General features: G+C 69.1%; 21 protein-coding genes. 5 read left to right on the top strand and 16 right to left on the bottom strand.

Annotation, left to right across the window (positions count from 1 at the left end; genetic code table 11):
- Positions 1–53: 53 nt before the first annotated feature.
- The 4 genes from LI336_RS07135 to kynU form a co-directional block, all read right to left on the bottom strand.
- Complete coding sequence (locus tag LI336_RS07135) at positions 54–902, bottom strand: SDR family oxidoreductase (protein ID WP_227132271.1); 849 nt, start codon at positions 900–902, stop codon at positions 54–56.
- A 123-nt stretch (positions 903–1,025) separates the two neighbouring features.
- Positions 1,026–2,330 (bottom strand): RNB domain-containing ribonuclease, encoded by a 1,305-nt coding sequence (locus LI336_RS07130; RefSeq protein WP_227132269.1) that lies wholly within the window; start codon positions 2,328–2,330, stop codon positions 1,026–1,028.
- 180 nt (positions 2,331–2,510) lie between these two features.
- Positions 2,511–3,671 carry a PAS domain-containing response regulator gene (locus LI336_RS07125; protein ID WP_227132267.1) on the bottom strand — a complete coding sequence of 387 codons (1,161 nt, stop codon included), beginning with the start codon at positions 3,669–3,671 and terminating at the stop codon, positions 2,511–2,513.
- A 164-nt stretch (positions 3,672–3,835) separates the two neighbouring features.
- On the bottom strand, positions 3,836–5,128 hold the full coding sequence (gene kynU, locus LI336_RS07120) for a kynureninase (RefSeq protein ID WP_227132265.1): 1,293 nt from the start codon (positions 5,126–5,128) through the stop codon (positions 3,836–3,838).
- A 119-nt stretch (positions 5,129–5,247) separates the two neighbouring features.
- Here kynU and LI336_RS07115 point away from each other — a divergent pair, with 119 nt between their 5' ends.
- The gene (locus tag LI336_RS07115) at positions 5,248–6,273 is read left to right on the top strand and encodes an alpha/beta hydrolase (protein ID WP_227132263.1); all 1,026 of its coding nucleotides are present in this window, start codon (positions 5,248–5,250) and stop codon (positions 6,271–6,273) included.
- A gap of 145 nt (positions 6,274–6,418) precedes the next feature.
- A complete protein-coding gene (locus tag LI336_RS07110; protein ID WP_227132261.1) occupies positions 6,419–7,582 on the top strand; it encodes a PrnB family protein in 1,164 nt (387 codons plus the stop codon).
- Between the two features lie 6 nt (positions 7,583–7,588).
- Here LI336_RS07110 and LI336_RS07105 read toward each other — a convergent pair whose 3' ends face one another.
- Together LI336_RS07105 and LI336_RS07100 are read right to left on the bottom strand one after the other, a co-directional pair.
- Complete coding sequence (locus LI336_RS07105; protein ID WP_227132260.1) at positions 7,589–7,909, bottom strand: hypothetical protein; 321 nt, start codon at positions 7,907–7,909, stop codon at positions 7,589–7,591.
- Between the two features lie 81 nt (positions 7,910–7,990).
- Positions 7,991–8,287 (bottom strand): DUF7562 family protein, encoded by a 297-nt coding sequence (locus LI336_RS07100; protein WP_227132258.1) that lies wholly within the window; start codon positions 8,285–8,287, stop codon positions 7,991–7,993.
- Positions 8,288–8,419: 132 nt separating this feature from the next.
- Between LI336_RS07100 and LI336_RS07095 the strand changes: the two genes are divergently transcribed.
- Positions 8,420–8,899 carry an RNA-binding protein gene (locus LI336_RS07095; RefSeq protein ID WP_227132257.1) on the top strand — a complete coding sequence of 160 codons (480 nt, stop codon included), beginning with the start codon at positions 8,420–8,422 and terminating at the stop codon, positions 8,897–8,899.
- 38 nt (positions 8,900–8,937) lie between these two features.
- Here the strand turns inward: LI336_RS07095 and LI336_RS07090 are convergent, their stop codons facing one another.
- Positions 8,938–9,651, bottom strand: coding sequence for a DUF1028 domain-containing protein (locus LI336_RS07090; RefSeq protein ID WP_227132255.1), 714 nt, complete (start codon positions 9,649–9,651; stop codon positions 8,938–8,940).
- A gap of 89 nt (positions 9,652–9,740) precedes the next feature.
- Positions 9,741–10,148 (bottom strand): DUF7994 family protein, encoded by a 408-nt coding sequence (locus LI336_RS07085; protein ID WP_227132253.1) that lies wholly within the window; start codon positions 10,146–10,148, stop codon positions 9,741–9,743.
- Positions 10,149–10,350: 202 nt separating this feature from the next.
- On the opposite strand from LI336_RS07085, the gene LI336_RS07080 reads away from it, so the two are divergent.
- Positions 10,351–10,713: a cell division protein SepF gene (locus LI336_RS07080; protein WP_227132251.1), complete on the top strand. Its 363-nt coding sequence runs from the start codon at positions 10,351–10,353 to the stop codon at positions 10,711–10,713.
- An 81-nt stretch (positions 10,714–10,794) separates the two neighbouring features.
- Here the strand turns inward: LI336_RS07080 and LI336_RS07075 are convergent, their stop codons facing one another.
- The 7 genes from LI336_RS07075 to LI336_RS07045 form a co-directional block, all read right to left on the bottom strand.
- Entirely contained in the window at positions 10,795–11,172 is a 378-nt protein-coding gene (locus LI336_RS07075) for a NifU family protein (RefSeq protein ID WP_227132249.1), read from the bottom strand.
- A 122-nt stretch (positions 11,173–11,294) separates the two neighbouring features.
- Positions 11,295–12,827 carry an LVIVD repeat-containing protein gene (locus tag LI336_RS07070; protein WP_227132247.1) on the bottom strand — a complete coding sequence of 511 codons (1,533 nt, stop codon included), beginning with the start codon at positions 12,825–12,827 and terminating at the stop codon, positions 11,295–11,297.
- A gap of 147 nt (positions 12,828–12,974) precedes the next feature.
- Entirely contained in the window at positions 12,975–14,513 is a 1,539-nt protein-coding gene (locus LI336_RS07065) for an LVIVD repeat-containing protein (RefSeq protein WP_227132245.1), read from the bottom strand.
- 99 nt (positions 14,514–14,612) lie between these two features.
- Entirely contained in the window at positions 14,613–15,590 is a 978-nt protein-coding gene (locus LI336_RS07060; protein ID WP_227132244.1) for an ROK family protein, read from the bottom strand.
- 161 nt (positions 15,591–15,751) lie between these two features.
- Entirely contained in the window at positions 15,752–16,432 is a 681-nt protein-coding gene (locus tag LI336_RS07055; protein WP_227132242.1) for a TIGR00266 family protein, read from the bottom strand.
- 111 nt (positions 16,433–16,543) lie between these two features.
- Complete coding sequence (locus LI336_RS07050; RefSeq protein ID WP_227132240.1) at positions 16,544–17,287, bottom strand: TIGR00266 family protein; 744 nt, start codon at positions 17,285–17,287, stop codon at positions 16,544–16,546.
- A gap of 89 nt (positions 17,288–17,376) precedes the next feature.
- Positions 17,377–17,823, bottom strand: a complete 447-nt coding sequence (locus tag LI336_RS07045; RefSeq protein WP_227132239.1) for a universal stress protein — start codon at positions 17,821–17,823, stop codon at positions 17,377–17,379.
- Positions 17,824–18,007: 184 nt separating this feature from the next.
- On the opposite strand from LI336_RS07045, the gene LI336_RS07040 reads away from it, so the two are divergent.
- Positions 18,008–20,263, top strand: a complete 2,256-nt coding sequence (locus LI336_RS07040) for a PAS domain S-box protein (RefSeq protein WP_227132232.1) — start codon at positions 18,008–18,010, stop codon at positions 20,261–20,263.
- A 20-nt stretch (positions 20,264–20,283) separates the two neighbouring features.
- On the opposite strand, the gene LI336_RS07035 is transcribed toward LI336_RS07040, so the two are convergent.
- Positions 20,284–20,865 (bottom strand): LURP-one-related/scramblase family protein, encoded by a 582-nt coding sequence (locus LI336_RS07035; RefSeq protein ID WP_227132230.1) that lies wholly within the window; start codon positions 20,863–20,865, stop codon positions 20,284–20,286.
- Between the last annotated feature and the right edge of the window lie 8 nt (positions 20,866–20,873).

The raw sequence follows: 20,873 nt of genomic DNA, 5'->3' as shown, positions 1-20,873 counted from the left end.
ATATAAAATACGTTTTGGGTTCGGGCGCGTCCCCGAATCTGTCGGTCGACGCCTCAGTACGACCGCTCGTAGTCGGGGTCGAACATCTGCGCGGACGTCGGCGCCGGGTCGCCCTCCGTGAGGTTGTACTCGCTGAAGTCCTCGACGCCAGCCTCCACGAGCAGTTCCTCGTCGTAGAACGCGTTCCCCGTGCACTCCGCGGGGTCACGCTTCAGTATCTCGAGGACGGCGTCGCTCACGACGTCGGGCGTCCGCCAGTCGTCCTCGGTGCCGAGCCCGAAGTACCGCGTCGCGCGCGTGTCGATGGCGGTCGCCGGCCAGAAGCTGTTACAGCCGACGTCGTACCCGCCGAGTTCGGTCGCGAGACTCAGCGTCACGAAGCTCATCCCGAGCTTCGACCACGCGTACGGCGCCTTCCCCGGCGACCGGTCGGTCGTCACCGGCGGCGCGTTCGTCAGGATCCAGCTCGAGTCCTGCTCCTTGAGGTGCGGGATGAACGCGCGCGAGACGAGCGTCGTCCCGCGGACGTTCACGTCCGTCATCAGGTCGAAGCGATTCGCGGGCAGGTCCTCGACGTTCGCGAGCTGGATCGCGCTCGCGTTGTTGATGACGATGTCTATCTCGCCGAACTCGTCGATGGCCTCCTCGACGGCGGCCTCGACTTCGTCCTCGTCGCGGACGTTCAACTGGATGGCGTGCGCGTCCACGCCCTTCGCCTCGCACTCCTCGGCGGTCTTGTGGATGGTGCCCTCTAAATCACTGTCAGTATCGTCGACGGTCTTCCCCGTGGAGACGATGTTCGCGCCGGCGTCGGCGAGCGCGAGCGCGATCGCCTTCCCGATACCGCGAGTCGTCCCGGTGATGAACGCGGTCGACCCGCTCAGGTCTGGTGCAGTCGGCATACTCCCCTCCACGCGTCGAAGGGTTGTGGTTGTTCGGGAACTCGCGATGCAACCGAAAACAGTTCCCGAGGCGCCAGCGCACTCGCGAGCGCGAACGAGGGCGTCCTCGTGCGTCGCTGGGACTCAGTACCCGCTGACGTCCGCGTCCTCGGCGTCCTCGACGACCTCGAGCCCGCGGTTGTTGACGGCGTTCGCGTCGAGACCGACCTCGGAGAGGAACTGTTTGTACTCGCGCTCGCACGTTTCGGCGTCCTTCTGTTTGTCCGACGCGCGCTTACAGAGCGCTTGCAGGTCCTCGGGGACGTCGTTCGTGTACACGATCCAGTGATTGATGAGGTCGCTGAGTCGCCGAATGGGGCTCGTGAAGTGCCCGTAGATGTCGAAGTTCAGCGCGTGATGGCCGCCGAAGGGGTCGCTCATGTACTTCGCGCGCGGCATCACCTTCATCACCGCCCACTGGATGTTGTCCAGGTGTCGCGACGGGGCGTCCTCCAGCGTCGCGTTCACCGCTTTCCGCGGGTCGTCCCAGCTCCCGCCGGGGATGGAGACGCCATCGAGGTCCTGGATCTCGACGAGCGCCTTGTCCCACTCGTCGGGCGTCGGCTGCGGGTGCACGCGGTACATCGCCTCCACGCCGCGATTCCACATGAGTTCGTGCGTGACGGCCTTGTTCGCTTTCAGCATGCACTCCTCGATGATGGTGTGTGCGCGGTCCCGGCGCGGGTTCAGGACGAGCGACCCGTCCTCCTTGCGCTGCTCGTGGAGCTGGTCGGCGAGCTCGAACACCATCTGGTTCTCCTCGTGGAGGTCGCTGTCGGGGTCGTCCAGGCGCTTCTCTGCCTGCGAGTACGTGAGGCGTTCGTCGCTCTCGATGACGGACTTGTAGATGTCTATCTCCTCGTACCCGAGGTTCTCCTTGTCGAGCTCCATCTCGACGGTGTGGGCGAGGCGGTCCTCGTTCGGGACGAGCGAGCACACGGTCTCCGCGAGCGTCGGCGGGAGCATGTGCATCGTGTACGCCGGGAGGTAGACGGTGTTCGACCGTTCGACGGCTTCGGCCCACATCTTCGACTCGGGGTGGACGTAGTGCGTGACGTCCGCGATGTGCACCCAGAGCGTGTACGAGTCCTCGTTCTCGCGGATACTGAGCGCGTCGTCGAAGTCCTGGGCGTCGATTGGGTCGGTCGTCCACGTCGTCAGGTCGCGCAGGTCCTCGCGCTCGTCGAGCTCGTCCTGGATCTCCTGCTGGACGCCCTCGGTGCGCTCCTCGGCCTCCTCGATGACCTCCGGCGGGAACTCGTCGCGGATCTCGAACTTCTCGAAGAGGTCCTCGCGCTTGTTCTCCAGGTGTCGCGCGAGTTCCTCGTCTATCTTCACCGGGCCCTGGCCCTCGGCGGTCCCGGCCTCGGCCTGCGCGTTGTCGCTCATGGCACCGGCTACGCGGGTGGGGCAGGAAAACGTGTCGACAGGCGTCGCGACGCGCCGAAGGCGCGAGCGACGTCGTCCTCGACTCCGGAAGACGTCTGCGGGGCGGTGGTGTGGAGTGTCGCGACGCGCCGCGGGCGCGACCGACGTCGTTCGTGGGCGAGAGAGGAGTTGTGCGCGTCGTTACCCGGACGTGGTGTGGAGGCGGGTTGCGGTGCCGTCGGGGGTGTCGTCGGGGGTGGGGAGTGCCGTGAGGTCTGCTTGGCAGTGGATGGGGTCGCCGTTGCGGGGGGTGATGTCGACGTCGATGGTGCGTTTGGGGTGTGCGTCGGCGGTGTCGGTCTCTGCGCGTGCGGTGAGTGCTTGGTCGACGGCGTCGAGGGTCCGGTCGTCGGTGACGAGGGTGGCGTCGCTGGCGAGGAGGTCCTCGCGCTCGTACCCGACGAGGTCGGTGAACGCGGCGTTGACGTACGTGAAGCGGCTGTCGGCGTCGAGTGCGTACACGGGGTCGTCGAAGGCGTCGAGGATGGTCTCGGGGTACCGGTGGTCGACGTCGTCGCGTCGCGCGACGTCGGGCCCTCGGGTCGTCGACGCGTCGCGGATGGTGCAGACGAGTTCGCCGTGCTCGGTCGCGGAGACGACGTGGTCCTCCGGGAACGTCGACCCGTCCGCTCTGAGGCCGGTGGTCTCGCCCTCCCAGTAGCCGTCGCGGTCGACGGTCGGGAGGATGACGTCCTCGGCGAACGGTATCTCGTCGTCGACGTAGATGAGCGACCAGTGCTCGCCGAGCATCTCCGCGGGCGTGTACCCGTAGAGGTCGGCGTACGCGTCGTTGACGTACACGAACTCGCCGTCGGTGTCGAGGATACTGATGCCTTCGCGAGCGCGTTCGATGGCGGCGAGCTGGCGGCGGCGCGCGGTCGTCGCGCGATAGTGCTCGATGGCGTTCGTGAGGCGGTTCGCGAGGAGCGCGTACTGGTCTGTCCCGGTCTCCTTCTGGAGGTAGTCGGTCACGCCGGCGGAGATGGCGGCGCTCGCGACCTCCTCGCTTCCCTTCCCCGTGTAGAGGATGAACGGGAGGTCCGGGTCGTGCTCGCGGACGGACTGGAGGAACTCGATGCCGTTCGTGTTCGGCATCTCGTAGTCGGAGATGATGCCGTCGACGTCGTGCTCGTCGAGGTACTCGCAGCCGTCGGCCGCATCGGTCACGACCTCGACGTGGAAGCGGTCGTTCTCTCGCTGCAGGAACTCGGCGGCGAGCTCGGCGATGGCCGGGTCGTCGTCCACGTGGAGGACGTGGTATCCGTCCGCTACTGTCGCCCGACCCCCGTTGTCCCCACTCATTCGGGTTCAGAGGCACCGAGTCGTAATATACGTGCTGGCGTGTCGCATCGGTCGCTGGCGTGTCAGCGACTACGAGTCCGGCACTCGCGGCCTCCAACGGGAGGTGGCTTTCGATGGCGGATCCCCGACTGTCGGCGACGCCGGACTGCGAGTCGGCCGCGTCGTTACGTCACGCCGCCGGTCTGTCGGTCGTAGGACTCGTACTCGCCGGTCTCGATGACGTCGGCGAATATCTCGACGACGTCGTGGACGTCCTCGAAGCTCGTGTACAGTGGGGCGGGGGCGACGCGGACGACGTTCGGTTGGCGGAAGTCGGTGACGACGCCGTGGTTGCGGAGCGCTTCGCTGATGCGGTAGGCTTCGTCGTGTTCGAGGGCGACGTGGCCGCCGCGACGGTCGGGGTCGCGGGGCGTCCCGACGTCGACGTCGTGTTCGGCGAGGTGGTCGTCGGCGAAGTCGACGAGGAACTCGGTGAGTGCGACGGACTTCTCGCGGATGGCGTCGATGCCGGCGTCGTGGACGACGTCGAGCGCGCCGTCGAGCGGTGCCGCCGAGAGCACGGGGACGGTCCCGACCTGGTGGCGGCCGGCGTGCGGTGCCGGGTCGAAGTCGAGCGCCATGTCGAACATGGTCTCCTTGTCGTTCCCCCACCAGCCCGCGAGCGCCGGCTCGACGTCGTGGTGGCGCTCGTGGACGTACAGGCCCGCGATGGCGCCGGGGCCGGCGTTCAGGTACTTGTAGCTACACCAGACCGCGAAGTCCACGCCGACGTCGTGGCAGTCGTGGGGGACGACGCCGACAGAGTGCGCGAGGTCGAAGCCCGCGAACGCGCCGTGCTCGTGCGCCGCTTCCGTGATGTGTTCGACGTCGAGGAGCTGGCCGCTCCGGTAGAGGACGCTCGGCATGAACACGATGCCGACGTCCTCGTTCTCGATGGCGTCGACGACCGCGTCCGCGGTGATGGTGCGGCCGTCCGCGGATTCGACGCGATGGAGGTGCTCGTCGGGGTCGAACCCGCGCTGGCGGAGCTGGGCGGCCATCGCGTAGTGGTCCGTCGGGAAGTCGAGGTCGTTCGCGAGAATTCCTGGTGGTTGGTCGTCGTCGCGCGCGTCGAGGAACGACCCGATCAGCTTGTGGATGTTCACGGTCGTCGAGTCCGCGACGACGACCTCGTCGTCGTGCGCGCCGACGAGCGGCGCGAGCTTCGCGCCGATGCGTTCGCCGTAGTGGAACCACTCGGGGTCGGAGTCAGTCCACCCGCGGATGCCGAGCTCGCGCCACTCGCCGACGGCGTTCTCGAGGCTGTCCGCGGCGTCCGTGGAGATGGGGCCGAGCGAGTTCCCGTCCATGTAGTACTCGTCGGGGACGTCGAAGCGCTCGCTGAACTCGGCGAGTTCGTCGTCGGCGTCGTGGTCCCGGGCGCGTTCGAGCGCGCTCGCGGCGTCGGAGTCGTCCATACTGGCGAGCACGGCGGGCGGGCACGTACCGATTTCGGTGGGCGCGCTCGCCGGCCCGGATGCCAGGGGGCTGCGTCGACGGCGGTGGGTTTAGGTCGTCGCCGGGCGACGCGACGCGTATGACAGACGCCGAGGGCGGGGAGCTGGACGCGGAGTTCGCGGCGCTCGTCGAGTCGTTCGCGGAGACCGGATTGCCGCCGTGGCACTCGATGGCGGTCGACGCCGCCCGTCGCCTGGAGGACGAACTGTTCGGCGCGGGCGACGGCCCCGAGATGACGACCGTCCGCGAGTTCGCGGTGGACGGCCCCGGCGACGGTACCGGATCGGCCGTCGGCATCCCGGTTCGTGCGTACCGGCCGACGGCCCGCCAGCAGCGCGACGCCGGGGTCGAGGGCGACCCGGGCGTGCTCGTGTTCGCGCACGGTGGCGTGTTCGTCCTCGGGACGCTCGACTCCGCGGACGACGTCTGTCGGGAACTCGCGGCGCGCACGGGTCGCGTCGTGCTCTCCGTCGACTACCGGCTGGCGCCCGAGCATCCGTTCCCGGCGGCGGTCGACGACGCGTTCGCGGTCGTCGAGTGGGCGCGCGAGTACGCCGACGCGTTCGGCGCGGACACCGACCGGGTCGGGGTCGCCGGAACGAGCGCCGGCGGCGGTATCGCGGCCGCGACCGCGCTCCGCGCCGGCCACGCGAGCGTCGACCTCGACGTCCAGGTCCTGCTGTACCCGATGCTGTCCGCCGAGAGCGCCTTCGACGGCCCGAGCACGCCGACGGACCGCGACCGGCGGGCGTCCTACGCGGAGCACGACGACGCGGCGCTGCTCTCGACGGCGGACGTCGCCTGGGGGTGGCGCAAGTACCTCCGGAGTCCCGTCGACGCACACAACCCGTTCGCCGTCCCGCTCGGTGCGCCCGAGGACTTGCTCGCGGACGCACCGCCGGCGGTCGTCGCCACCGCCGGCGTCGACGTCCTCCGCGACGAGGCCGCCGCGTACGTCGACGCGCTCGCCGACGCCGGCGTCCCGGTCACGCACGCGCACTACCCGACGCTCGCCCACGGCTTCTGTAGCGTCGTCGACGACGTCGCCCTCGCCGCCGACGCGTTCGACGAGGTCGCCGACGCGGTCGACGACCACGTGCGCTGACCTGGCTGTGAGCGCCCGCAACCGCGGCACACCGGCAGATGCGCCCCTCGACGTACGGACCTGCACGCTACGCGTCCCTTCTGGTGGTTCTCGCACGGACGTCGCCGGGAAGTTTGATTGACCCCATCCGTCCTATGTGTGGAGTATGAACCCAGAACCCGGGTCGGTGCCGGACCCGCGAGCGCACGGCGTCAGTCGCGCCCGCGGGTTCCTCCCGGACGACGACCCGCTCGTCTCGTTCAGCGACGACCCAGTCCCGCCCGGTGCCGCCGACGTCCTCGACGCACTGGACGCACTCGCCGACGCCCTCCCCGAGCACCTCGCGGACGGCACGCTCCGCGACCGAACGCGCGCACTCGACCCCATCGACCCCGCGGTCGTCGACGACCTCACCCACCGCCAGGTCGTCCGCCTCCGCCAGGTCACGGGGTTCCTCGCCAGCGCCCACGTCCACGCCATCGACGCCGACCCCGTCGACTCGATCCCGTCAGGGCTCGCGGTCGGCCTCTACGAGGCCAGCGACCGCCTCGAGCAGAAACCGATGCTCGCGTACGACACCCAGGGCCTCCACAACTGGCACCTCCGGGACGCCAGCGACGGGTTCGCGGTCGACAACGTCGACGCCGTCGTCTCGTTCACCGACCTCGACGACGAACGCTGGTTCTACGCCGTCCACGTCGCCATCGAGGCCGCCGCCGGTCGCGCGCTCGTCGCCGCCGGCGACGCCTACCGGGGCGTCCACGACGACGACCGCGCGCTCGTCGAGGCCGCGTGCCGCGAGATCGCGGAGTCCCTCGGCGAGTGCACGCGCATCATGCAGCGCATGACCGAAGGGAACGACCCCGCGGTGTTCGCGACCGACTACCGCCCGTACTTCGACGGGTTCGACGACGTCGTCTACGAGGGCGTCGACGCCCTCGACGGCCCGCAATCGTACCGCGGCGGCTCGGGTGCCCAGAGCAGCGTCCTCCCCGCGCTCGACGGCGCGCTCGACGTCGACCACGCCGCGACCAGCCTCCTCGACCACCTCCGGGACATGCGCGCGTACATGCCGCCCGAGCACCGCGCGCTCGTCGCCGACTTCGAGGCCGCCACCGGCCTCCGCGACTACGTCGCCGACAGCGACCCGGCGCTCGTCGACGCGTACGACGACGCCATCGACGCGCTCCACGACTTCCGGAAGATACACCTCTCGCAGGTCGTCCAGTACATCGTCGCCGCCACCGGCGACGCCACCGGCACCGGCGGCACCGACTTCATGCAGTTCCTCGGGACGATGCGAAACGAGACCGCGGACAGCCGGTTGTAGCGAGTGCTACGTGCAGGGTTGCCAGCGCGGGTCCGCGGACATCGCGGGGAGCACGTCGTCGAGCTCGGCGCGCGCAGCACCGTAGAAGCGCTCGCGGCCCGCGGGCGTGCGGACGCGGAGGACGACGGTGTGCTCGGTGACGTCGAACGCGGCGAGCGCCCAGCCGCCGGTCGTGTACTCGAACGCGGCGATACGGGTCGCGTCGTCGTCGATGACGCGCGAGCCGAGGTCGTGACTGAGTCGCGACCGCGGTGTCAGACCGACCGGGAACACGGGCGGTAACTGCGGTCTGTCCGGACCTCCGCTCCGGCGTCCGTGCGTGGTCATACCACTCGATGTGGAGCATCCACGAAAAACGACACGGTGTCCGCGCCGCGGCCGGTCGGCGCATCGCCGCGAGCACCGACGTTACTCCTCGACTCTCCCGTAGCGCTCGTGGACCGTCTCGACGTACGCCGCGAGGAACTCGTCGTCGGACAGCCCCTCGCCGGCGCCGAGGTCCACGAGCAGGGCCTCGAGTTCGTCGCGGGGCTGATGGCACTCGCGTCGGAAACACGGCTTGCAGAGGTACTCGAACGCCTTCCCGTTGCGCTCCCAGCGGTCCCCGTGCTTGTCGTACTCGCGTGCGTCGTCCCGCGACACCTCCGTCCCGCAGGCGACGCACGCAACCGGGTCGCTCCCCGAACTACTCCCTGACCGCCACATACGCGAATCGACGGTGCCCCGGAACTTGTACTTTCTCCCGGTGTTTCGAATCGCGCAACGCGGCGACACTCGCGCACTCACCAACGCCGCGAGACGCGTCCTTTAAGCCGGTCCCTGTCGAGGGATTCTCGTATGGAAGTCAAGTCCCGGCATCACCTGCGGAGCGACGACGTACGCGAGGTCGAGGACGCGGTCAGTGACGCGCTCGGCGTCGACCTGGACGGCGACGCGTACGAGCTCGTCGAGATCGAGGACAGCGAGTTCGACGTCGTGCTCGTCGACGGCGAACCCGACGTCGTCTACGTCGAGGACGAACCGTTCCTGACCGTCTCGGGCGCGAACGAGCATCCGCCGGCGACGCGCGTCGTCACGGTGGACGCGGGCGCCATCTCGTTCGTCTCGAACGGCGCGGACGTCATGCGGCCCGGTATCGTCGAGGCGGACGACGCCATCAGCGAGGGCGAACTCGTCGCCATCGCCGAGGAGTCCCACGGGAAGGTGCTCGCCATCGGGCGTGCGCTCGTCGACGGTTCGGACATGGTCGGCAGCGAGGGCAAGGTCGTCGAGAGCATCCATCACGTCGGCGACGACCTCTACGAGTTCGACGTCTGAGCGCGCTCGAATCTACTCCTCTGCGGCGTCGATGCTAACTACTCTTCGGCGGCGTCCATGTCGTCGTCCTCGTAGGCGTCGCCGTACTTCTCCAGTGCCGCCTCGTAGCCCTGTTTCGCGTACTCGTAGGTCTCGCGGAGGTCAGCGAGCGGCGTCTCCGTGGCGTCGACGCGGAGGTCGTCGTAGTACGGTTCCGGCTCGCGGTCCTCGGTCGTCGCGACCTTCAGCGCGGCGGATTGGACGGTGAGGTCCTCGCGCTTGTCGCCGCCTTCCTCGTGCCCGGCTTCGAGCGCGTCGACGAGCCGGAGCGCGAGCGGGCGGTCGTCGCCGCGGGTGCCCTCGTAGACGTCGCTCGTCGCTTCGAGCACCTCGGGGCCAGTGAGGAGGTTCCCCGCGACCGTGTGGTTCTCGCCGACGACGTCGTCGTAGTGGTCCATGCACTCGTCGCCGCTGAACGCGAACTCGCCGTCGCGGCCGACGCCGTGGAGCTGTCGCGCCTCGGCGTTGTCGTCCGCGTTCAACAGCGCCTGGAGCGCGTCCTCGACCCCCAGGCCGTCGTCGAGGTACTCGACGCCCTTCCGGCCGAGGCGCTCGTTCACGAGGCTCTGGGTCGCGACCGCACCGTGCTCGGAGACGAACGGGCACATCGTCCCGACGCCCGGCAACCGGGTCGTCACCGCCACGCCGAACCGCGTCTGCTCGTCGCCGTCGTCGTCCTCGTACGTCTCGCGAACGCAGATGCTGAACGTCATGTCGGGTGGTACCGAACCGAGCCTCAAAAGCGTGCGTCCCGCGGCAGCGCGAACGCGGCCGTCGGTGTCGCTCGGCGACCGCGTCGACCTCAGAGCGCGAGGACGCGCTCGACGTCCCCCGTTATCTCGTAGTGCCGGCCGTCGCGAGCGACCTCCAGCCCGAAGAACCCCAGGCAGACGGCGGTGGTGAGCCCGCAGGCGAACATGAGGTAGTCCACGTCGGTCGCGGTCCCGGCGAGGACGTCCGGCGCGTACAGGAGCGGGAGCGTGGCAGCGGCGACCGCGTACGACGCGCCGAGGAGGTGCCGCCAGGACACCGCGACGACGCCGAGGTCGACGCTCGCGACGGTGGCGCCGAGCACCGCGAGCACGCCCGAGACGACGAGCAGGGCCACCAGCGGCGACGCGACCAACCCGGCCGGACCGAACAGGCCGACGAACGCGACCGCGACCGCGATCTCGAGGAGGCCGAAGTAGACGAAGCGGGACTGTCGCATACTCGATACGATTCCGGCCGGCGGCAAAGTCCTTTCCCCACGCCGCACTGACGCCGGACTGACGGATCACGCATTGACGGACCACGCACCGACGGATTCCACGCCGGGCGGCGATACCGCCAGTGCATCGCTCCCGCTCGCACCGCCAGGTTTCGACCGACCACAGCAAGAACTATACGGTTGCCGTCGGACCTACTCCGGTATGGGCTTCATGAGCAAGATCCTCGGCGGCCGCGACGAACGCAGCACCGAGGACTACGTGGAACTCGACGTCGGCGACTTCGACGCCGCTGCCTCCGACGGCGCCGCGATGCAGGTGCATATCGCGGAGGTCGACGGGCAGGCCGACGCCATCGATATCAAGGACGCCGTGTACGACGGCGACCTCGTCATCGCGGACATCACGCGACTCCGCACCGAGGACCGCACCGTCGAACACATCGTCGACGAACTCCGACAGGTCGCCGACGAGGTCGGCGGCGACATCGTCCAGAAGGGGGACGACCAGCTCATCGTCACCCCGACGGGCGTGAAGATCAGTCGCGAGAAGCTCGGCCGGGACTGACCGACTGACTGACTGACTGACCGCGTCGCTCGTTCTCTCTGGCGCGCTTGGATCCGTCGACGAGCGACGGCGCTCGAGTCCTCAGAAGGAATCCTTGCCGGGGTTCGAGGAACCCCAGTCGCCGCGGCCGCCCTCGGTTCGGTCGACGCCCATGATGGACTCGGCCTGGTCGACGCCGAGGCTCTCGCCGGCGTCGGGGACGCGGACGGTGACGTCCTCTATCTCCTCCCACGTGAGGAGTTCCGCTTCGATGTTCCCGGTGGTGATGTTCGCGACGTCGCAGCCCTTGCAGCCGCCGCCGAGTTCCACGATGACCTCGCCGGTCTCGGGGTTGGCCTCGCGGACGGCGCTCGTGCCGCCGTGCATCTGGATGATGGGCATCTGCTTCGTGAGCCACGTCTCGACGCGCTCCCGGAGCGCCTCCTCGGTCGCGTCGGCGTCGGTCGCGTCCGTACTCATTGACTCTGGGTAGCCTGCGCGCGAGGATAACGTTTGGGTATCAGTCGCACGATCCGTCTGGAACGACCGTGATAGACCGGGCGTCTCGGCGGTCTCGCGAACGCGCCCTTGGCGCCCACGCTTCAGGCGTCGTCGTCGCGACCGCGCAGCAGGCGGCTCGCGCCGACGCCGAGCCCGGCGAGTGCGGCGAGCACGCCGAACCCGGGCGTCGACCCGCTCGCGTCGTCCTCGGTGGTCGTCGGCTCCTCGTCTGGCATCGCCGTCGTCGGTTCGGCCGTCGTCGGCTCCGTGGTCGTGGGCGTCGTCGTCGGTTGCGTGGTCGTCGCCGGCGCTCGCGCCTCCAGTTCCTCGCGAGTCCACGCGACCTCGCTCGGCTTCTCCGCCATCTCGCCGGCGACGTCCGGGAACGTCAACAGTCCAGGGGTGGCTTTCGCGCTCATCGCCGACGACGCGTAACTGGATGCGACGAAGAACTCGCCGGGGACCGCGAGTTGCGCGGTCCAGAACGCGCGCTCGGTCGGCGACGCCCACCACGCGAGGCGCTCGGGGTTCGCGGGGTCGCTCACGTCGTGCACGCTCACGCCACCCTGGTACCACGACGCGTACAACCTGCCGTTCCGGAGGTCGAAGTTGTGGCTCGTCGTCCACGTCCCGCCACGGTACGCGTTGCTCTCCGACACCGGCGGGTCGACGTGCCCGACGCGCTCGGGGTTCGCGGGGTCGCTGATGTCGTAGAACGTGATGCCCGATGGACCACCCGAGTCGTCGTTCGGGTCGAGGTCCCAGGACTCCCCGCCCTCGGCCATCAGCGACGCGTCCTCGTTCACCGTCACGTAGTGGGCGTTCCCGCCCGGTTCGACGTACGCGGACTGCGTGAGTTCCTGGTTCTCCTCGAGCGTGTACTCGCCGACGCGCGAGACGAACGTCGGGTTCGCGGGGTCGCTCACGTCGACGACGAACACGCCGGCGTCCCAGTACGCGCAGTACGCGACCCCGTCCTGGACGGAGAGGTCGTGGAGCGGCGCGTTCCTGGGGCGCGCCCAGTCCTCGTTCCAGTCCCCGGGCTCCCACGTCGCGAGGCGCTCGAAGGCGTCCCCGGAGACGTCGACGATGTCGATCTCGAGACTGAAACTCGTCGTGAGGTACGCGACGCCGTCGACGAGCGCGGCGTTGTGGATGCCGTGCTCTGGCGTCGCGAACCAATCACCGACCTGCGTCGGGTTCGCGGGGTCGCTGACGTCGTAGAGGTAGAACCCACGTGGCCCGCCGCCCTGCGCCGCGGTCGGCACGAGCAACTGGCCGTCGTCGTACTTCACGTCCAGGACCTCGCGGACGTTCTCGCCGTCCGGACTCTGGATGCCCGCCGCCTCGCCGACGACCGTCGGGTTCGCTGGGTCGGAGACGTCCACGCTCACGAACCCACTCCCGACCGCGACGAACGCCGTCTCGCCGTCCGGCGTCACCACGGCCTCGGCAGCCCCGTCGATGTCGACCTGTCCGCGCGGCGCGTACGCCACGCTCGACGCCGGAGCGGTCCCGGTAGTCGCTCCCGCGTCGCTCGCGCCCGCCGTCGTTCCGAGCGCCGCCACCGCCGTCGCGCTCGCGCCAGCGCGCAGGACGTCGCGCCGCCGCAGGGACCAGGGGTCGTGTTCCATGCACACGAACAACGGAGCGTCGAGGATAAGACTGTCTACCCGCAGGTGGAAGAAACAGCGTCGCGTTCGACGGAACCGACGGACGCCACGCGAGTGGTCGTCGGGACCCGTCGTACGCCCCGGTCGGTCACCGAGACCCGGGGTGCGTTACTCCTCGCCGTCCTCGTCGGCGTTCGACAGGAGGCGTGCGGCGCCGAGTCCGAGGCCGCCCGCTGCGGCGAGCGCACCGAACCCGGGCGTCGACCCGCTGGACTCCGTCGTCGCCTCCGAGGTCGGCATCTCTGTGGTCGGCATCTCGGTGGTCGGCATCTCCGTCGCCTCCGAGGTCGGCATCTCCGTTGGCTCGGTCGTCGTCGGTTCCGTCGTCGTGGGCTCGGTCGTCGTACTCTCGGTCTCGATGTACTGCGACCAGTCGATATCTGTGACGAGCCCCGTCTCCTCCGGCGGCGTGAACGCACCCGGCGGGTCCGCCATCTCGCCGGCCTTCGTGGAGAACGTCATCACGCTCCCCTGCATGTTCCCGGCGACGAAGAAGTCGCGGTCGCCCGCGACCTTCGCGCCCCAGAACATCGTCTCGCTGGGTTTGCGCCACCACGCGAGGCGCTCGGGGTTCGCGGGGTCGCTCACGTCGTGCACCATCACGCCGCCGTAGTACCACGAGGAGAACAGGCGGTCGCCGCGGATCGAGAAGTTGTGACTCGTCGTGAACTGTCCGCCCCGAGTCTCGTCCTCAGCGCCCGGCGGGTGGATGGTCGCGAGCTCCTTCGGGTTCGCCTTCTCGGAGATGTCGAACACCGTGATCCCGCTCGAACCGCGCTTGTCGTCGTTCGGGTCCGCGTCCCAGGACTCCGCGCCCTTGTAGAGGTAGTCCCCGTCCGGGCTCGGTCGGACGTAGTGGCTGTTCCCCGGCGGCTGGAGGCCGACCGCGCCGAGGCTCTCCCGGGGGACCTGCGAGAGCTTGTCCGCGGGGAGTCCGCCGGCGCGTCCGAGCACCGTCGGGTCCTGCTTGTCGCTGACGTCGACCATGAACGTCCCGGCGTCCCACTGCGCGAGGTACATGACGTCGTCCTGCACGTAGAGGTCGTGACAGGACCGCAGGAAGCCGTGGACGTCGCTCCACTTGTCGTCGTGGTCGACGATGGAGAACGAGTTCACGACCTCGAACTCGTCGCCGCTCGTGTCCACCATCTTCGCGCCCTCGTACTCGAAGTCCGAGATGGTGAGGTACGCGTAGCCGTCCGCGAAGAAGCTGTTGTGGATCGGGTGATCGACCTCGAGGACGTCGAGGCGCTCGGGGTTCGCGGGGTCGCTGATGTCGTAGAGGAGCGCGGCCTTCACGACCGCTCCTCGCGGCGACCCGTTCGGGCCGGTGACGAGGAGGCGGTCGCCGTCAATCTTGACGTCCGCGATCATCTGCATCGGGCCGTCCTCGTTATTCTGGAGGAGCGCGCCGCGTTCGGCGGCGATGCTCGGAGAGGCGGGGTCGGTGACGTCGACGATGGCGAAGCCCTTCCCGGCGGCGACGGCGGCGTACTTGCCGTCGCCGGTCGTCGCGACCTCCTGGGTGCCGTCGACGGCGACCTCGCCTTTCGGGGCGTACGATGCCTCGTCTGCGCTCGCGACCCCGCCGAGGCCGGCGAGGGCGAGCGCGCCAGCGCTCGAACGGAGGACCTGTCTGCGTCGCATACCAACACACCAGACCGCAGTATAGTTAAAAGATAGCGAATGTATGACGTTGATTTTAGTAACTGTGCGGGATGGTGACGTGACTCGTTGCGCGGGCGGTCAGGCGGTGAGGTGCTTCCGGTCGCCGGTGCCCTCGGTCATCGCGCTGGCGAGGGCGCCCTTCACGACGACGTCGTCGCCGAGCGTCGTCAGCTGGATGTCGGGGACGTTCGTCATCACCATCTCGGCGACGCGGTCGCGGATGGGGTCGAGGACGCGCTCGGTGTTGTGGAGCGCGACCGCGCCACCGACGAACACGACGAGGGGCGCGAACGAATGCACGAGGTTCGTGACGCCGATGGCGTTCCAGTGCGCGAGCTGGTCGACGACGTGCGCGGCGAACGCGTCGTCGTCGGCGTGCTCGAAGACGTCGGCGGCGGAGAAGTCGGGATCCTCTAGCGGGAGCGCGGTGTCGACGGTCGGGTCGTCCTCGGCGAGCAATCGCGCGTACCCGGGGATGTTCTCGCCAGAGCAGTACGCCTCCCAGTGGCCGTCCTTCCCGCAGCCACACGTCATGCGGCCTTCCGGGTCGACGACGTAGTGCCCGACCTCGCCGGCGTTCCCGTCCCAGCCGGCGACGACGCGACCGTCGACGCAGACGCCCGCTCCGATACCCGAGGATATCGTGAGGTACGCCATGTCGTCGGGGTTCCGGTTCGAGTGGAAGCGTTCGCCGATGACGCCCGCGGCGGTGTCGTTGTGGAGGTAGACGCGGTCGCTGTCGACGAGCTGCCCGATGGGCCCGGCGAGCGGGATGCGGTCGATGGTGTCGGGGAGGTTCGCCGGGTCCTCGACGCTCCCTTCGGCGAGGTCGAGCGGCCCGATGGACCCGATGCCGCAGGCGTCGACGGCCGTCGGCGCGACGCCGGCGTCGGCGCACGCGCCGCGGAGCGCGTCGAGGACGGCTTCGGTGACGGCGATGCCGGTCGGTCCGCGCGGTGTTCCTCGACGATTCGACCCGACGACGCGTCCTTCGGCGTCGCCCACGACGGCCCGGATGTTCGTGGCGCCCAGGTCGACGCCCGCGTACGTGGCCATTCTCGTTCGAGTCACCGAGCCCCGCGCACTTAACGCTGTAGCATTTACTCGATGTCGAGTTTCGGGGTGGGCGTCGGGGTGGCCGAGTCCTCCATCGTCGCCGAGTCGTCGTCGGGTCGTCGTCGGGTGGTCGCCGAGTCGTCGTCGGGTGGTCGTCGCCGCTAGTTGCTGTTGTTCGTCGAGGGGAGCTGCGGGATGAGCCACGAGAGGAACGCGTCCTGGCTCCGCGTCTGCAGCCACACGCGCCCCGGCCCCTGGAACTCCGCGACGAGGCCCTCGCCGGAGAACAGCGTCGACTTCAGGCCGCCGACGCGCGTGACGTCCCAGTTCACGCCACCTTCGAACGCGACGATGTGGCCGGTGTCGACGACGAACCGCTCGCCGGCCGCGAGCCCGCGCTCCTCGACCGCGCCGTAGCTCGACATGAACACCGGGCCGGTCCCGGTGAGCTCGAGGAGGAACAGGCCTTCGCCGCCGAAGAACGACCGGCCGCCGCCGAACTTCGTGTCCACGTCGATCTCGGGCGTCGCCGCGAGGTACGACCCGCTCTGGACGAACAGGGTCCCGTCGAGGTCGTACTGCGTGATGTCGCCGGGGAGCGGCGGCGCGAGCGTCACCGACCCCGGCGACTCCGCGGTGAACGTGTTCCGGAAGAACGACTCGCCGCCGAGCACGGACCGCTTCAGGTTCTTCATCAACCCGCCGCCGCCGCGGTTCGTCTCGATGGCGATCCCGTCCTCGTGGGACACCATCGCGCCGGCTTCCGCCATGATGGTCTCGCTCTGGTTCAGGTCGATTTCGACGGCGGCGAACGACGGCCGGTTCCGTATCTCGTACTCCATACCAGTCTCATACGATGATTGACAATATAAGCGTTCACTGCCAGCTGTTGGCCCGGCGCACGCTGCCACCCGACCGATTCGAGGTCGTCCAGTGTCCACCGACGGTGGCGCTCAGATGTTCCCGCCGCGGCCGCCACCGCCGAAGTCCCCGCCACCCATCTCGAACGAGATGCCGCCGTCGCTCGTCTCGCGCGTCGGCAGATGCGGGACGAGCCACGAGAGGAACGCGTCCTGACTCCGCGTCTGCAGCCACACCGTCCCGGGCCCCTCCATGTCGCAGACCAGCCCCTCGCCGGAGAACAGCGTCGACTTCAGGCCGCCGACCTTCCGCACGTTCCAGTTCACGGACTCCTCGAACGCGACGATGTGGCCCGTGTCGACCGTGAACCCCTCGCCGTCGCGCAACGCCTTCCGTTCGACCGCGCCGTAACTCGACATGAACAGCTCGCCCAGTCCCGAGCACTTCAGGAGGAACAGCCCCTCGCCGCCGAAGAACGTCCGACCGCCGCCGAACTTCGCGTCCACGTCGATCTCGGGCGACGCCGCGAGGTACGACCCGCTCTGGAGGTACACCGTCCCGTCGAGGTCGTACTGGACGACGTCGCCGGGGAGCGGCGGGGCGAACGTCACCGACCCCGGCGCGTCCGCGGTGAACGTGTTCCGGAAGAACGACTCGCCGCCGAGGATGGAGCGCTTCAGGTTCTTCATCAACCCGCCACCACCGCGGTCCGTCCGGATGCTGATGCCGTCCGAGTGCGAGACCATCGAACCGGCCTCCGCCATCACGCTCTCGCCCTGGCTCAGGTCGATCTCGACGGCGGCGAACGACGGTCGGTTCCGTATCTCGTGGTCCATACCGCCCGCTTCGATACCGAACCATGTAAAACGCTGACACGGTGGGTGTCGCCCGTCGACGACGCCCGTCGACAACGACCGGCCGTCGTTCAGCTCGTGCCGGCACGGACGAACGTCACCGGACAGGGCGCCGAGAGCATCACGGACTGCGCGGTCGACCCGAACACCGCCTTCCCCGTCGGCGAACGGTCGCGGCCGGCGACGAACACGCGGTCCGCGTCGACGTCCTCCGCCGCTGCGACGATCGCGTCCGACTTGTTCCCGACGCGACCGCGAACCTCGTACGCCACGTCGGCGTCGTCGAACGCAGCGGTCAGGTCGCGAACGGTCTTCTGGCGGCGAGCGGTCGCCGTCGGGCTGGCGTCGGACTGGTCGAGTCGCTCGCGGACTCCCTCGAAGTCGTCCTCCTCGAAGACGTGCAAGAGCACCACGCGAGCGCCGGTCGGTACGGCGACGTCGGTGACGGCCGTCGCGAGCGCGTCGAGCCGGTCCGCGTCTCCCGGGCCGACCGCCACGAGTAGCGTTGAGAGCGTCATGCACCTCGACTCGGACGGCACGAACATAATTCTGGTGGAGCATTTACTCGCAGCCGGAGCAATCCACGGGACCCGCGTGAGGCGCGGGGACGAAGCGCCGACCCGACCGACTCGTTCCACCGAACCCGCCGTCGGCGGCAGACACTTTCATAGTCACGCCCCCGCCTAGGGACATCCGACGCGGATGAGCGCGCAGACCGCAGTCCTCTACGTGCAAGGGGACGACGACCCCACCCGGCACGCCCTCACCGACCGTGAGGACCTCCTGGTGTACACCGCCGCCACGCAATCCGAAGCCAACGACGTCCTCGGCTCCGCACGCGTCGACTGCATCGTCTGCCCGCACGCCCGCTCGGACGGCCCGAGCGGTCGACGCCTCCTGGAACGCCTCACCACCAGCCACCCCGGCGTCCCCGCCATCCTCACCAGTCGCGACCCCGACGACGACCTCGCCGCCGCCGTCGCCGCCGGCGCCGCAACCGAATACCTCCCACTCGGCATCTGGGCCGACCCGGCAGCGCGCCTCGGTGAACGCATCACCCATCACGCCGACGCACGCGTCACCAGCCCCAACGACCAGACGCTCGGCGGCCTGCTCGCCACCGCCCGCGAACTCATGACCACGCGCCGACCAGCGTCCATCGCCAGCGTCGTCACCGACGCCGCCGTCGACATCCTCAGCTTCGAACGCGCGAGCGTCTGGCTCGTCGAGGACGTCACCGCACTCGCCGCCGTCCACGACGCCTACGACGACCCCCGAACCCTCGCGCTCGCCGCCGCCCGCCCCGACGACCACGACTGGCAGTCCACGTACGACGCCGGCGAAGAACCGGTCGGGCGCGTCTACGAGAACGGCGAACCGACCGTCATCGAGCACGACGACTGCGCGCTCATGTTCTTCCCGCTCGGCGACCACGGCGTCCTCGCCGTCGGCGCCGACGGCGTCGACGCCATCGACGACGCCGACGTCCAACTCGCCGAGATACTCGCCGCGAACGCCGCCGCCGGCGTCGACCGCGCCCGCCGCGAACAGACCCTGTCGCTCTACCAGACCGTCGTCGACAACGTCCGCGAGATGATGTACGTCCTCGACGAGCGCGGCCGCATCGTCCTCGCGAGCGACGAGGTCGTCGACGCCTCCGGCTACGACCGCGAGGACGTCCTCGGCGCGCACGTCTCCCGGTTCTTCCCCGACGACGGCCTCGAACGCGGCACCGAACTCATCGCCGACCTCCTCGAAGAGGACGACCCGAACGCCACGCGCACGTACCGCGCCGACGCCCTCACCGCCGACGGCGACCCCATCCCCGCCGAGATCGAGCTCTCCGTCCTGCGCGACGACGACGGCAGCTACCAGGGCACCATCGGCGCGATACGCGACATCAGCGACCTGCTCGCCGCCGAAGCCGAACGCGACCGGGAACGCGACCGCTTCCGGTCGCTGTTCGAGCACCTCCCCGACCCCGTCATCGACTCCAGCTTCCAGGACGGCGAACCAGTCATCGACTCCGTCAACCCCGCGTTCGAGCGCGTGTTCGGGCACGACGAGACCGACGTCGTCGGCACGCCCGTGAACGACGTCCTCGTCCCGAACGAGGACGACGACGAGCTCGCGGACGAACTCGACGCTCGCGCGCTCGCCGACGAGAACGTCAGCGCCGAGATAACGCGGTCGACCGCCGACGGCGACCGCCACTTCCTCTTCCGTGGCATCCCGTACCACGTCGACGGCGACGACGTGCACGCGTTCGGTATCTACACCGACATCACCGACCAGTACGACCGCGAACAGCACCTCCAGGTCCTCCATCGCGTCCTCCGGCACAACCTCCGCACCGACATGGGCATCGTCACCGGCTACCTCGACCAGCTCGCGGAGGACCTCGAGGACCCCGACGCCGTCGGCATCCTCAGGCACGTCATCGGTCGCGCCGAGGACGCCGCCGCACTCGCCGACAAGGTCCACCAGCTCGAACAGGTCATCCGGAAGGACTCCACGTTCACGACCGGCCCGACGAACGTCGCCGACCACGTGCGGTCGCTCGCCGACCGACTCCGCGACACGTACCCCGATGCCACCATCACCACGGACGCACCCGCGGAAGCGATCGCGAACGCCGACGAACGCCTCGACCTCGCCGTCGAGAACCTCGTCGAGAACGCCGTCGAGCACGCCCAACGCCCCGACCCCGTCGTCGAGGTGCTCGTCGAACCGAACGCGGCCGGCGGCGTCGACATCGTCGTCGCCGACAACGGCCCCGGCATCCCCGACCACGAACGCGACCTCCTCACCGGCGACCGGTCCGTGTCGCGCGTCGAACACGGCGAAGGCCTCGGGCTCTGGGTCGTCTCCTGGGTCGCGCGGTCGCTCGGCGGCACCGTCTCCTTCGGCGACCCCGACGCCGGCAGCGAGGTCGTCCTCGAACTCCGCGCGCCCTGACTCGCGAAGAACGCGCCGGTTCAGTTCCCCTGGATGGCGTCGATGACCATCGCCGCCGCGATAACGGGTTCCTTCGGGACGTCGCTCGCGTCGTCAATGTGGACCTCGTAGCGGTCCTTCAGCGAGAACTGGCCCTCGATACTCCCGACGTGGTCGCCGTCGCGGTCCGTTATCTCGTACTTGTGCGGGATCAACCCGCCGAACGGCAGGAAGTTCCGAGCGAGCGTGACGAGCGCGCCACGCGAGTTGATCTCCGCGAGCTTCGCCTCCGTCCGCGCGTCCCGGATCTTCCACGTGTCCTGGAGGATGCTGTAGTCGTTGTCGAGGATGACGAGGTCCTCGCCCGTCTGCGCGTCCGTCAACACGTAGTTACCCGCGACGTCGATGATGCCACCGGCCTTCACGGTGAACACCTCGTTCCCGTCCGCGTCCACGAACGGGAACTCCTCCTTCATCTTGAACATCTTCTGTTTCCCGCGGATGAGGACGTTCCCGCGGGAATCCATCGCCTTGTACTTGTTCCGGATGAACGCCTGCTCGACGGTGTAGTGGTCGTCCACGAGGTCCAATCCCTGGATGTCGTACGTGCGGTCTGTGTCCATACCGACCA

Origin of the sequence: Halorubellus salinus, assembly GCF_020567525.1 — an archaeon.
In the GTDB taxonomy this organism is placed as follows: domain Archaea; phylum Halobacteriota; class Halobacteria; order Halobacteriales; family Natrialbaceae; genus Halorubellus; species Halorubellus salinus.
Note: the sequence above shows the minus strand (reverse complement) of the source record. Positions and strands in the feature narration are given on the sequence as shown.